Here is an 11,657-nt window from a genome sequence, read left to right on the forward strand (position 1 = left end):
GTGGGCGTCATTGTCTTCTGACCCGAATTCACCTGGAGCACATCATGACCCAGACTTCGAACACCTCCAACCTGCGTAACGGCCCTGACGATAACGGCCTGTTCGGCGCGTTCGGTGGCCGCTACGTGGCGGAAACCCTGATGCCGTTGATCCTCGATCTGGCCCGCGAATACGAAACGGCCAAGGACGATCCGGCGTTCAAGGAAGAGCTGGCCTACTTCCAGCGTGACTATGTCGGACGTCCGAGCCCGCTGTACTTCGCTGAGCGTCTGACCGAGTTCTGCGGTGGCGCGAAGATCTACCTCAAGCGCGAAGAGCTGAACCACACCGGCGCGCACAAGATCAACAACTGCATCGGCCAGATCCTGCTGGCGCGGCGCATGGGCAAGAAACGCATCATCGCCGAGACCGGCGCCGGCATGCACGGCGTGGCAACGGCCACCGTGGCCGCACGTTTCGGTCTGGACTGCGTGATCTACATGGGCACCACTGACATCGAACGTCAGCAGGCCAACGTATTCCGCATGAAGCTGCTGGGCGCCGAAGTGATCCCGGTGGTGGCCGGCACCGGCACCCTGAAAGACGCGATGAACGAAGCGCTGCGTGACTGGGTGACCAACGTCGACAGCACCTTCTACCTGATCGGCACCGTGGCCGGCCCGCACCCGTATCCGGCCATGGTGCGCGACTTCCAAGCGGTGATCGGCAAGGAAACCCGCGAGCAGCTGCAAGCTCAGGAAGGTCGTCTGCCGGACAGCCTGGTGGCGTGCATCGGCGGCGGTTCCAACGCCATGGGCCTGTTCCACCCGTTCCTCGACGACCAGAGCGTCGAAATCATCGGCGTCGAAGCGGCCGGTTACGGCATTGAAACCGGCAAACATGCGGCCAGCCTCAACGGCGGTGTACCGGGTGTGCTGCACGGTAACCGTACCTTCCTGCTGCAGGACGACGACGGCCAGATCATCGACGCCCACTCGATTTCCGCCGGCCTCGACTACCCGGGCATCGGCCCCGAGCACGCCTGGTTGCATGACATTGGCCGCGTCCAGTACACCTCGGTGACCGACGATGAAGCCCTTGCCGCGTTCCACCAGTGCTGCCGCCTCGAAGGCATCATTCCGGCACTGGAAAGCGCGCATGCGTTGGCTGAAGTGTTCAAACGCGCACCGAAACTGCCGAAGGATCACCTGATGGTGGTCAATCTGTCCGGCCGTGGCGACAAAGACATGCAGACCGTCATGCATCACATGGAACAGTCGAAGCAGGAGAAACACTGATGAGCCGCCTGCAAACCCGTTTTGCCGACCTCAAACAACAGAATCGCGCCGCGCTGGTGACCTTCGTCACCGCCGGTGATCCGGACTACGACACCTCGCTGGCGATCCTCAAAGGTCTGCCGGGCGCTGGCGCCGATGTGATCGAGCTGGGCATGCCGTTTACCGACCCGATGGCCGACGGCCCGGCGATTCAACTGGCGAATATCCGTGCCTTGGGCGCCAAGCAGAATCTGGCGAAAACCCTGCAGATGGTTCGCGAGTTCCGCGACGGCAACAGCGACACGCCGCTGGTGCTGATGGGCTACTTCAACCCGATCCACATGTATGGCGTCGAGCGTTTTATCGCTGATGCCAAGGAAGCGGGCGTCGACGGCCTGATCGTGGTCGACATGCCGCCAGAGCACAACAATGAACTGTGCGACCCGGCACAGGCGGCGGGTCTGGACTTTATCCGCCTGACCACCCCGACCACTGACGACGCGCGTCTGCCGAAAGTGCTCAACGGCAGCTCGGGCTTCGTTTACTACGTGTCGGTGGCCGGTGTGACCGGTGCCGGTGCCGCGACTCTGGAACACGTCGAGGAAGCGGTGACTCGTCTGCGTCGACACACTGACCTGCCGATCAGCATCGGTTTCGGTATCCGTACACCGGAGCAGGCGGCTTCCATCGCTCGTTTGGCGGACGGGGTGGTGGTGGGTTCGGCACTGATTGATCACATCGCCAATGCGACCACGCCCGCCCAGGCTGTCGATGGTGTGCTGGGTCTGTGCAAGGCGCTGTCCGAAGGCGTGCGTCAGGCCCGCGTCAGCTGAAGGTAAAGTTCCTGATACAGAGGAATTAGCGCCTCACGCCACGGCCTAATTGAGCAAGACCGAGGGATTCAGAACCACGTTCTGAATCCCTTTTTGCTGTTGGTGCAGTGAGGAATTACTCGATGAAAATGCCGAAACGTCTGATTGCCGGACTGGGCGTGCTGATGATCAGCACGACGCCGCTGCTGGCCAGCGCCGATCCACGCGATGATCATGACCACGGCGGCCCGCAGCAGGGCCAGTACGACAACCATGGCAATGATCATCGTGACGATCACCGTGGCCCGCAGAACGACCACCGCGGCGGCCCACCGCGCGACTTCGGGCCGATCCGTCAGACCATTCGCGACAATCACGGCTACTTCGTGCGCGGCGCACCACCACCTCCGGGTATCCATCTGGAACGTGGCCGGCCGTTGCCGCACGGTTACTACGGCGAGCGGCTGGACGGGCGGGCGCTGAGCCGTCTGCCGGTGTATCCGGGTTATGAGTGGCGCCGCGCCGGGGGCGACATTGTGCTGATCGCGGTAGGTACCGGGATCGTTTACGAAATTCTGGACGGTGTTTTGTACTGATTTGGCATGATCATCTGTGGCGAGGGAGCTTGCTCCCGCTGGGGCGCGGAGCGGCCCTGAAAATTCGGCATTCAACCGATTTACGACTGCTGCGCAGCCGAGCGGGAGCAAGCTCCCTCGCCACAAGATTCAGTTCCAGTCTTCTGTTTCAGGGCAATTCCAGTCCGCCGGACGCCTTGTGCAATTTGCGCAGGTGCTCGCCGATCTGTTTCACGTTGGCTTCGCTGGCGGCAATTTCGGCCGCGCGCTTGGGTTCGAGCAACTTGCGCACTTCCTTGTCCAAGTCGCCGCTCAGCGCCAGCAGTTGTTTCTGACGTTGGCTGCTTTCGTCTTGCAGGCGCTTGAACTCGCTCGGTTGCGGCAGCCCGTAGCCACGGCTGTCGAGCAGTTCCGCCGGGCGGCTGAGGAAGCCGCTGTTGGCGAGAATTTCCTGCAGGGTCGCGTTGGCCTTGTCCATGCCACCGTTTTCCAGCTCGCGGGCGCCGAGGTAGCGTTGTTTGACCTCGTCCTGGGCCAGCAGCAACTGGCGGCGATAGCTCGCCTGTTCCAGCAATAACAACGCGGCGCTGGTGCGCAGGTCTGCACGCTCGAACCACTGACGACGTTCTTCGGCGGACAGCGATAGCCACTCTTCGACGCTGGTCTGTTTGATCGGCAACTGCTTTTTCAACACATCGAACATCGCCTGATAGCGATCGCGGAACGAATCGAAGCGATAGCCCAGGCGCAAGGCTTCCTTGGGATTGTCGAGCACGCTGGTGTCGGCCAGGCCACGGCCTTTGAGCACTTCGAGCAAACCGTTGGGCATGATGCTGTCCAGCCCGACGAGTTGTTTGTTGTTGCTGCCGCTGCGCAGCAACTTGAGGCTTTCCACCGCACAGTTGTTGGACAGGAAGAAGTAGTTGCCGTCGTAGCTCCAGTGCATCTCGGCGGCGTGTTCGACCACTTCCTCAATCTCGTTGCGCGACAGGTTCAGTGGCACCGAAGCGAGGCTGCGCAGTTCGGTTTTGGTGTACTCGTCGATCACCTGAGCCAGCGGCAGCACGAACAGCCGCGACGGGTACTTGCCGACCAGCCCGTCCCAGCTCGACAGCTGCACGTCACCGACAAAGGCGCGGTACGACAGGACCAGATGCTGGTCCAGATCGAGCCGGCAATCCGGGCCTCGTGGCCGCCCCGGTGCGCAGATCACCAGGCGCAGCATGCTGTGGCCCCAGCGGCTGACCCAGTTCTGATTGGCTTCGGCGAGCAGGTAGTCGACGGCATACACCCGCTCCGGATCAACCTGGCCCAGGGGCTGCTTGGCGAAGTCGTTGCCGGCGTTGAGAAAGGCGAAGGTGTTGCTGCAGGTGTCCTTGGCCGGTGGTGCCCAGCCGAAGCGTTCCTGGTAATAGCGATAGAGCGCCGGACGGCGGCAGGCGTAGCTTGGGTCGAGGAGGAAATACTCCATGTTGACCGCGACAAACTCCTTCGGGCTGGAAATCTCGTACAGATCCGGGCTGCGGGCCACCTGACGGTTGTGTTGTTCACGCTCGCCGCGGCGGCCGACGTACTGCTGCCAACCGGCGAGGTCGAGCAGGCGCGGGTCATCGCTGAGGGTGAAGCGTCGTTCAGTCTGGCCACGGCACTCGTCGGGAATACCGACCAGACCGGCGCTGTTGCTGCGGCGGGTGCAGCGCTGGATCAGCGTGCGCTCGGCGGCGGGCCACAGGCGCGCGCGATCATAAATGTGGGTGAGTTCATGCAGCACGGTAGCCAGCAGTTCCTGGCGCACGGTGCCGTGGGGGCGATTGGTTTTCTCTGTGGCTGCGCTGCCGTCGGTGAGGCCGGCGAGCAGTTTGCGATTCAGGTCGAGTTCGGCAACCAGGGTCGCCTGGCCGTAGGCGTTAGCGGGCATGTCGTCGGTCCAGCCGACATCGATACGCCGGTCCAGCTGTTCGACGAAGCTCGGCGGCAACTTGTGCATGGCTTCATCGAGCAGCGCCTGGCTGGCCTGCTGCTGGGCGGGGCTCAGGCCATCGGTCTTGAGCCGCAATTGCAGGCTGGCGTGAGCGCTGTTGCCAAGCAGCAACAACGCCCCGGCCAGTAGCCAGGCGCCGAGTGATTTCACAGGGCGAGGATGGCTTCGGCGAGCACCTGATCACTGGCGTCGCGGGCTTCCGGCACACGGGTGCGCAAAGTATTGAGGGCGGCTTCCAGGTGCGCACCGCGAATGTCGCCATTGCTGGCGACGAAGCTGGCGGCATCGTCATGGGCTTCGCGGATGATTTTCGAGTCGCGAATCGAGGTGGTGGTATCGGAGGTGAAATCGATGGTGCGCTGGGAGGCACGAACGATGATGTTACTGGTGGCTACCAGGGTGTGCGCCTGGGCCACATCGGCCAACAAAAACAGGCCAAGGGCGGCAGCAATCAGCGGGCTACGCATGGAACGACTCCGGAGGGGCAAGGATGACTAGGGATCAGGATAGCTATTGGACGAGAATTGCCTGTGCCAGTTCAAGGTCATCAACATGAAGTTTTGGCCGGGTCTTGCGCAGGTAATGCAGTGCGGATTCGAGCTGTGCGCCGCGCAATTGACCGTCACTGGCAACAAACGCCGCCGCATCGTCGTGAGCGGCGATGATCAGTTTACGGTCGAACGGCGCCGAAGACACCATGCCGGTCGCCCAAAGGCTGACCACGGTGTTTTGCGTGGAGACATCAAAGGCATCGACCGGAGTCGCCCAGCAGGCGCTGATCAACACAGAAGGGAAAAACAGTTTGAGTAAACGCATGGGGCTTGGTAACGGTTAACGAGCCTGAAGGCTAGCGCAAATGCCCAGGCCAGAGCCAGTGGTGAAACATCGGGACACGACTGGCGTGTCCCGTGCGGCAACGGCAGATCAGATCGCCAGGATGGCTTGCGCCAGTTGGAAGTCGCTCGCGTTCAGTTGCGGGGCCTGATGGCGGATCAGGTCCAGGGCGCTTTCCAGTTTGACGCCGCGGATCTGGCCTTCACTGGCGACGAAGCTGGCAGCGTCGTCACGGGCGGCGATCACGACTTTGTTGTCACGCAGCGAAGAGCTGACGTCGGAAGTGGCGTCCGAGGAGGACTTCAGTGCGCCAACCACGGCATCGGTGGTCACGATAAAGCTGGATGCGCTGGCGTTGGCAGCCACGGCCAGCAAGGCGGCAGCGCTGAGCAGGCGAAGACGGGACATGGTGGATCTCCTGAAAGTAAACCGTATAGAGAGGTGGCTTGTGTCTGATGAGTCAGACGCGGGTTACAGAAGATTCGCCACGTTCTGGCGTGGATATTAGGCCTGCACGCGGGCTTCGGACAGTGGGCAGAATGCTAGCGCCAGAAGGGTTTATCCAGTTCATTGAGTCGTTCGGCATGGCTGAGACCCAGATCCGCGAGATCGCGGTGATCCAGCTGAGCCAACCAGCGCCGCGTCCTGGCGCGTTCCAGCCCTTGCCACAGGCTTCGAAACACGCGCCGCAGCGGGTGCCAGCGAACGCGAGGCTGAATGGAGATTGCCGAAACATCCTGTAAGTCTTTCATGGCATTTTCCTTAAGCCGAGAAGGGTTAAGGACATGCTGCGCCCGATGCATTTTGGCGGGCAGATACACTCATGAAGAATTGTACTGGTTCAGATTTAGTTTATTGAAAACTGTACCTGTTCTTTGCATAACCGGCTGTATAGGCATTTTTTGACCCTGAAACGACAAGACCCGTCGCGGTTTCCCGCGACGGGTCTTGTGTGTTCAATTCGGGTTGCTGGCGGTGGGTCTAACGACCAGAGCCAGCGACGCTACTTAGCGCCAGAACGGCTTGCTCAGCTCTTCGTAGCGTTGTGCTTCGCTGATACCGGCGTCAGCCAGCAGACGCGAATCCAGACGAGCCAGTTGGTGGCGGCTGGAGATGCGGCGCTGCCACAACATCAGGTTGGCGATAACGCGCAGAGGCAGGGAAGCCTGGTTTTTTGCAGCTTTGTCTTCGAAGAACAGTTCGGAACTGAGTGTACGTTCCATGGTTGACATCCTTCCGCTTGTGGCGGGATCAGGTAGTGGTTTGACTGGTGCCCATGATCCTCTCGTTTGCCTAGTCTCTCTAGATACAGTTCAGCTGTATTGTGAGTGACCAGTTAACTGTTTATAGGGGGTGTACGGGTCAAAATTGAGCAAACTGTACCTATCTGCACTTAACTGGTGCATTTTTGCTCGATTCGAGGGAGGGGGTAGGCAAAAGCTGTAGGAAATCACCGGTACAGCAGTACAGTTTTTGCCAGATCAGGCGGATTGAAAAGTCCGCTGATACAAACTGTGTTTGCATCAGCGGTTTGACTGTGCAAATTACACCGCCAGCATATGCCCGGTTTCTTCCAGGTTTATGTGCCAGCTCAGGGCGTCACGCAGAATATGTGGGGTGTGACCGCCGATGGCGCATGCTGCGTTGAAGTAGTCGTTCAGCGCTTGGCGATAGTCCGGGTGCACACAATTGTCGATGATCACCCGGGCGCGTTCGCGTGGGGCCAGCCCACGGAGGTCGGCCAGACCGACTTCGGTCACCAGAATGTCGACGTCATGTTCGGTGTGGTCAACGTGGCTGACCATCGGCACCACGCTGGAAATCGCCCCGCCCTTGGCGATCGACTTGGTCACGAACACCGCCAGGTGTGCGTTGCGCGCAAAGTCACCGGAGCCGCCGATACCGTTCATCATCCGTGTGCCACAGACGTGGGTAGAGTTGACGTTGCCGTAGATGTCGAACTCCAGCGCGGTGTTGATGCCGATGATGCCCAAACGCCGGACCACCTCCGGATGGTTGGAGATCTCTTGCGGCCGCAGCACCAGTTTGTCCTTGTACTTCTCCAGGTTGCCGAACACGTCGCTGTTGCGCCGCTCCGACAGGGTGATCGAGCTGCCCGAGGCGAAGCTCAGCTTGCCGGCGTCGATCAGGTCGAAGGTCGAGTCCTGGAGCACTTCGGAGTACATGGTCAGGTCCTCGAACGGCGAATCAATCAGGCCGCACATCACCGCGTTGGCGATGTTGCCGATCCCGGCCTGCAACGGGCCGAGTTTGTTGGTCATGCGCCCGGCGTCGACTTCCTGCTTGAAGAAGGTGATCAGGTGTTCGGCGATGGCGTTGGTGTCGACATCCGGGGTCGACACCGTGGACGGCGAATCCGCCTGTTGGGTGATGACGATGGCGACTATTTTCTCCGGCGGGATCGGGATCGCGGTGCTGCCGATGCGATCGTCGACTTTCACCAGCGGGATCGGCGTGCGCGTCGGGCGATAGGTCGGGATATAGATGTCATGCAGGCCTTCGAGGTTGGCGTTGTGCGCCAGGTTGATCTCGACGATCACCTGCTTGGCGAAAATCGCGAAGCTTGCCGAGTTGCCCACCGAGGTGGTCGGCACGATGTGGCCTTGCTCGGTGATGGCCACGGCTTCGATCACTGCGATGTCCGGCAGTTTCAGTTGCTGGTTGCGCAGTTGCTCGACGGTTTCCGACAGGTGCTGGTCGATGAACATCACTTCGCCGGCGTTGATCGCCTTGCGCAAAGTGCTGTCGACCTGGAACGGCATGCGGCGCGAGAGCACGCCGGCCTCGGTCAATTGCTTGTCGAGGTCGTTGCCCAGGCTGGCGCCGGTCATCAGGCTGATCTTCAGCGGCGTGACCTTGGCTCGCTCGGCCAGTGCATGAGGGACGGCTTTGGCTTCGCCTGCGCGGGTGAAGCCGCTCATGCCGACGGTCATGCCGTCTTCAATCAGCGCGGCAGCGTCGGCGGCGCTCATCACTTTATCCAACAACGAAGGCAGGCGAATACGGTCACGGTACATGGATTATTTTCTCGGGAAGCGAGTAGCAGGATGCGCAGTCTAGTGAATTTCGCGGGCGCCTGTCCCGCTACCAAGGTCGCAAACGAGGCGTCTATTTAGCGGGTTTGAAGTAAAACACCGTTACTCGATATGCAACAACGCGGCAAATTGTCCGACGTTTTGTGCAAACAAAAACGCCCCGACAAGTCGGGGCGTCTGGTACAGCAGCGGGGAATTACTCGACCGCTTTGACCATGTCTTCGATGACTTTCTTCGCGTCGCCGAAGACCATCATGGTCTTGTCCAGGTAGAACAGTTCGTTGTCCAGACCGGCATAACCGCTGGCCATCGAGCGCTTGTTGACGATGATGGTCTTGGCCTTGAATGCTTCGAGAATCGGCATGCCGGCAATCGGCGATTTCGGATCGTTCTTGGCGGCCGGGTTGACCACGTCGTTGGCGCCGAGCACCAGCACCACGTCGGCCTGGCCGAACTCGGAGTTGATGTCTTCCATCTCGAACACCTGGTCGTAAGGCACTTCGGCCTCGGCGAGCAGGACGTTCATGTGCCCCGGCATACGACCGGCCACCGGGTGGATCGCGTACTTCACGGTCACGCCACGGTGGGTCAGCTTCTCGGTCAGCTCTTTCAACGCATGCTGCGCGCGAGCCACCGCCAGGCCGTAACCCGGGACGATGATCACGGTGTCGGCGTTGGTCAGCAGGAAGGTCGCGTCGTCGGCCGAGCCGGATTTCACTGGACGGGCTTCTTTCGCACCGGCCGGGCCTGCGTCGGCCGTGTTGCCGAAACCGCCAAGCAGTACATTAAAGAAGGAACGGTTCATCGCCTTGCACATGATGTACGAGAGGATCGCACCGCTCGAACCCACCAGCGAACCGGCAATGATCAGCATCGAGTTGTTCAGCGAAAAGCCGATACCCGCTGCCGCCCAGCCCGAATAGCTGTTGAGCATCGACACCACCACCGGCATGTCGGCGCCGCCGATGGGGATGATGATCAACACGCCCATCACGAATGCCAGGGCCAACATCAGCGCGAACGCGGCAAGGTTGCCGGTGAGCATGAAGGTCACGCCGAGCACCAGTGTCGCCAGACCGAGTACCGCGTTCAGCTTGTGCTGACCGGTGAACTGTACCGGCGCGCCCTGGAACAGGCGGAACTTGTACTTGCCCGAGAGCTTGCCGAAGGCGATCACCGAACCGGAGAAGGTGATTGCACCAATCGCCGCGCCGAGGAACAGTTCCAGACGGTTACCCGCCGGGATCGAGTCGCCCAGTTGTTTGACGATACCCAGTGACTGCGGCTCGACAACGGCGGCAATGGCGATGAACACCGCGGCCAGACCGATCATGCTGTGCATGAACGCGACCAGCTCCGGCATCTTGGTCATTTCAACGCGCTTGGCCATGATCGAACCGGCAGTGCCGCCGATCAGCAGGCCGACGATCACATAACCGATACCGGCAGTTGCCAGCTCAGCACCCAGCTTATAGATGAGGCCGATGGTGGTGAGGATGGCCAGCGCCATGCCGAGCATGCCGAACAGATTGCCGCGCCGCGAGGTGGTCGGGTGCGACAGGCCTTTGAGGGCCTGGATGAAACAGATCGACGCGATCAGGTAGAGCGTCGTGACGAGATTCATGCTCATTACTTCGGCGCCTCTTCTTTTACTTTCGGGGCTTTCTTCTTGAACATTTCAAGCATGCGGCGGGTGACCAGGAAGCCACCGAACACGTTGACCGCCGCGAGTGCCACGGCGAGGGTGCCCATGGTCTTGCCCAGCGGCGTGACGGTCAGCGCAGCAGCGAGCATGGCGCCGACGATCACGATCGCCGAAATGGCGTTGGTCACCGCCATCAATGGCGTGTGCAGCGCAGGTGTTACGTTCCAGACCACGTGGTAACCGACATAAATCGCCAGCACGAAGATGATCAGGTTGTAGATACCGGGGGAGATAAGCTCTTCCATCGTCTGAATCCCTGCTTAGGCGTTTTTGCGGATGACTTGGCCGTCGCGGCACATCAGGCACGCGGCGACGATGTCGTCTTCGAGGTTGACGTCGAACTGGCCTTCTTTGGTGAACACCAGCTTGAGGAAGTCCAGCAGGTTGCGGGCGTACAGGGCCGAGGCGTCTGCAGCGACTTCACCGGCGAGGTTGGTCGGGCCGACGATGGTCACGCCGTTCTCCACCACTACCTGATCGGCGACGGTCAGCGGGCAGTTGCCGCCCTGGGCGGCCGCGAGGTCGATGACCACCGAGCCGGGCTTCATCTGCGCCACGGTTTCCGCGCTGAGCAGCGTCGGCGCCTTGCGGCCTGGGATCAATGCGGTGGTGATGACGATGTCGGCCTGCTTGGCGCGCTCGTGCACAGCCTGGGCCTGACGCTGCATCCAGCTCGCCGGCATCGGGCGGGCGTAACCGCCGACACCGACCGCGCATTCACGCTCTTCGTCAGTCTCGTAAGGCACGTCGACGAACTTGGCGCCGAGGGATTCGATCTGTTCCTTCACCGCCGGACGCACGTCAGACGCTTCGATCACCGCACCCAGACGTTTCGCCGTGGCAATCGCCTGCAACCCGGCCACACCGGCGCCCAGAATCAGCACGCGCGCCGCTTTCACGGTGCCCGCAGCGGTCATCAGCATTGGCATGAAGCGCGGATAGTAGTGCGCAGCCAGCAACACAGCCTTGTAGCCGGCAATGTTCGCCTGCGACGACAGCACGTCGAGACTCTGCGCCCGAGAGGTGCGCGGCGCCGCTTCCAGGGCGAACGCGGTAATCCCGCACTCGGCCATTTTGGCGATGGTGTCGTTATTGAAGGGGTTGAGCATGCCCACCAGCACCGTGCCGCGCTTGATCAGCGCCAGTTCGGCGTCGCTGGGGGCGACCACTTTGAGAATCAGCTCGGCAGCGAAGGCATCGTTGGCACTGCCAATGGTTGCGCCCGCCGCTTCATAGGCACTGTCGACAACGCTGGCTTTGACGCCGGCGCCGGTTTGCACAGTGACCTTATGACCTTGGCTGATCAGCTTTTTAATGGTTTCCGGGGTTGCAGCAACCCGTGTTTCACCGGTCTGGGTTTCGAGAGGAACACACATGTGCACGTCAAATCTCCTGCGTGATCTTATTGAGTAAACCCAGGCACTGCGGATTGTGCGGC

Annotated in this window: 13 protein-coding genes; 3 read left to right on the forward strand and 10 right to left on the reverse strand. The window is 61.0% G+C overall.

From position 1 onward, the window contains the following. Window positions 1–44: 44 nt before the first annotated feature. The 3 genes from trpB (at window position 45) to ACIOUG_RS10410 (ending at window position 2,664) form a co-directional block, all read left to right on the forward strand. Window positions 45–1,277, forward strand: a complete 1,233-nt coding sequence (trpB, locus tag ACIOUG_RS10400; RefSeq protein ID WP_401064990.1) for a tryptophan synthase subunit beta — start codon at window positions 45–47, stop codon at window positions 1,275–1,277. Continuing rightward, on the forward strand, window positions 1,277–2,089 hold the full coding sequence (gene trpA, locus ACIOUG_RS10405; RefSeq protein WP_401064993.1) for a tryptophan synthase subunit alpha: 813 nt from the start codon (window positions 1,277–1,279) through the stop codon (window positions 2,087–2,089). Before trpB ends, trpA begins: the two co-directional genes overlap by 1 nt. Before the next feature lie 122 nt (window positions 2,090–2,211). Next, window positions 2,212–2,664 (forward strand): anti-virulence regulator CigR family protein, encoded by a 453-nt coding sequence (locus ACIOUG_RS10410; protein ID WP_401064996.1) that lies wholly within the window; start codon window positions 2,212–2,214, stop codon window positions 2,662–2,664. A gap of 148 nt (window positions 2,665–2,812) precedes the next feature. On the opposite strand, the gene ACIOUG_RS10415 is transcribed toward ACIOUG_RS10410, so the two are convergent. The 10 genes from ACIOUG_RS10415 to ACIOUG_RS10460 all read right to left on the reverse strand — a co-directional run bounded on the left by ACIOUG_RS10415 (window position 2,813) and on the right by ACIOUG_RS10460 (window position 11,601). Then, window positions 2,813–4,774: a DUF4105 domain-containing protein gene (locus ACIOUG_RS10415; RefSeq protein ID WP_401064998.1), complete on the reverse strand. Its 1,962-nt coding sequence runs from the start codon at window positions 4,772–4,774 to the stop codon at window positions 2,813–2,815. Next, window positions 4,771–5,091 carry a DUF2388 domain-containing protein gene (locus ACIOUG_RS10420; RefSeq protein ID WP_034152281.1) on the reverse strand — a complete coding sequence of 107 codons (321 nt, stop codon included), beginning with the start codon at window positions 5,089–5,091 and terminating at the stop codon, window positions 4,771–4,773. Before ACIOUG_RS10420 ends, ACIOUG_RS10415 begins: the two co-directional genes overlap by 4 nt. A 43-nt stretch (window positions 5,092–5,134) precedes the next feature. Beyond that, window positions 5,135–5,440, reverse strand: coding sequence for a DUF2388 domain-containing protein (locus ACIOUG_RS10425; protein WP_401065000.1), 306 nt, complete (start codon window positions 5,438–5,440; stop codon window positions 5,135–5,137). Window positions 5,441–5,548: 108 nt separating this feature from the next. Continuing rightward, a complete protein-coding gene (locus ACIOUG_RS10430; RefSeq protein ID WP_401065002.1) occupies window positions 5,549–5,866 on the reverse strand; it encodes a DUF2388 domain-containing protein in 318 nt (105 codons plus the stop codon). 134 nt (window positions 5,867–6,000) lie between these two features. Then, window positions 6,001–6,210, reverse strand: a complete 210-nt coding sequence (locus ACIOUG_RS10435) for a DUF1127 domain-containing protein (RefSeq protein ID WP_401065004.1) — start codon at window positions 6,208–6,210, stop codon at window positions 6,001–6,003. A gap of 255 nt (window positions 6,211–6,465) precedes the next feature. Then, window positions 6,466–6,681, reverse strand: a complete 216-nt coding sequence (locus tag ACIOUG_RS10440; protein ID WP_007962833.1) for a DUF1127 domain-containing protein — start codon at window positions 6,679–6,681, stop codon at window positions 6,466–6,468. 321 nt (window positions 6,682–7,002) lie between these two features. Then, on the reverse strand, window positions 7,003–8,496 hold the full coding sequence (locus ACIOUG_RS10445) for an acetyl-CoA hydrolase/transferase family protein (RefSeq protein WP_401065006.1): 1,494 nt from the start codon (window positions 8,494–8,496) through the stop codon (window positions 7,003–7,005). 214 nt (window positions 8,497–8,710) lie between these two features. Then, entirely contained in the window at window positions 8,711–10,144 is a 1,434-nt protein-coding gene (locus tag ACIOUG_RS10450) for an NAD(P)(+) transhydrogenase (Re/Si-specific) subunit beta (protein WP_047297496.1), read from the reverse strand. Then, on the reverse strand, window positions 10,144–10,464 hold the full coding sequence (locus ACIOUG_RS10455; RefSeq protein WP_003187417.1) for an NAD(P) transhydrogenase subunit alpha: 321 nt from the start codon (window positions 10,462–10,464) through the stop codon (window positions 10,144–10,146). Before ACIOUG_RS10455 ends, ACIOUG_RS10450 begins: the two co-directional genes overlap by 1 nt. Before the next feature lie 15 nt (window positions 10,465–10,479). Next, window positions 10,480–11,601, reverse strand: coding sequence for a Re/Si-specific NAD(P)(+) transhydrogenase subunit alpha (locus ACIOUG_RS10460; RefSeq protein WP_401065009.1), 1,122 nt, complete (start codon window positions 11,599–11,601; stop codon window positions 10,480–10,482). Between the last annotated feature and the right edge of the window lie 56 nt (window positions 11,602–11,657).

It is taken from the genome of Pseudomonas sp. NPDC087803, assembly GCF_044742995.1.
Lineage (GTDB): Bacteria > Pseudomonadota > Gammaproteobacteria > Pseudomonadales > Pseudomonadaceae > Aquipseudomonas.

Bases quoted from the DNA above. Each gene is read 5' to 3' on its own strand.
- ACIOUG_RS10435 (WP_401065004.1), bottom strand. From the start codon at position 6,210: ATGAAAGACTTACAGGATGTTTCGGCAATCTCCATTCAGCCTCGCGTT.
- ACIOUG_RS10450 (WP_047297496.1), bottom strand. From the start codon at position 10,144: ATGAGCATGAATCTCGTCACGACGCTCTACCTGATCGCGTCGATCTGT.
- ACIOUG_RS10440 (WP_007962833.1), bottom strand. From the start codon at position 6,681: ATGGAACGTACACTCAGTTCCGAACTGTTCTTCGAAGACAAAGCTGCA.
- ACIOUG_RS10420 (WP_034152281.1), bottom strand. From the start codon at position 5,091: ATGCGTAGCCCGCTGATTGCTGCCGCCCTTGGCCTGTTTTTGTTGGCC.
- ACIOUG_RS10455 (WP_003187417.1), bottom strand. From the start codon at position 10,464: ATGGAAGAGCTTATCTCCCCCGGTATCTACAACCTGATCATCTTCGTG.
- ACIOUG_RS10445 (WP_401065006.1), bottom strand. From the start codon at position 8,496: ATGTACCGTGACCGTATTCGCCTGCCTTCGTTGTTGGATAAAGTGATG.
- ACIOUG_RS10430 (WP_401065002.1), bottom strand. From the start codon at position 5,866: ATGTCCCGTCTTCGCCTGCTCAGCGCTGCCGCCTTGCTGGCCGTGGCT.
- ACIOUG_RS10410 (WP_401064996.1), top strand. From the start codon at position 2,212: ATGAAAATGCCGAAACGTCTGATTGCCGGACTGGGCGTGCTGATGATC.
- trpB (WP_401064990.1), top strand. From the start codon at position 45: ATGACCCAGACTTCGAACACCTCCAACCTGCGTAACGGCCCTGACGAT.
- ACIOUG_RS10425 (WP_401065000.1), bottom strand. From the start codon at position 5,440: ATGCGTTTACTCAAACTGTTTTTCCCTTCTGTGTTGATCAGCGCCTGC.
- trpA (WP_401064993.1), top strand. From the start codon at position 1,277: ATGAGCCGCCTGCAAACCCGTTTTGCCGACCTCAAACAACAGAATCGC.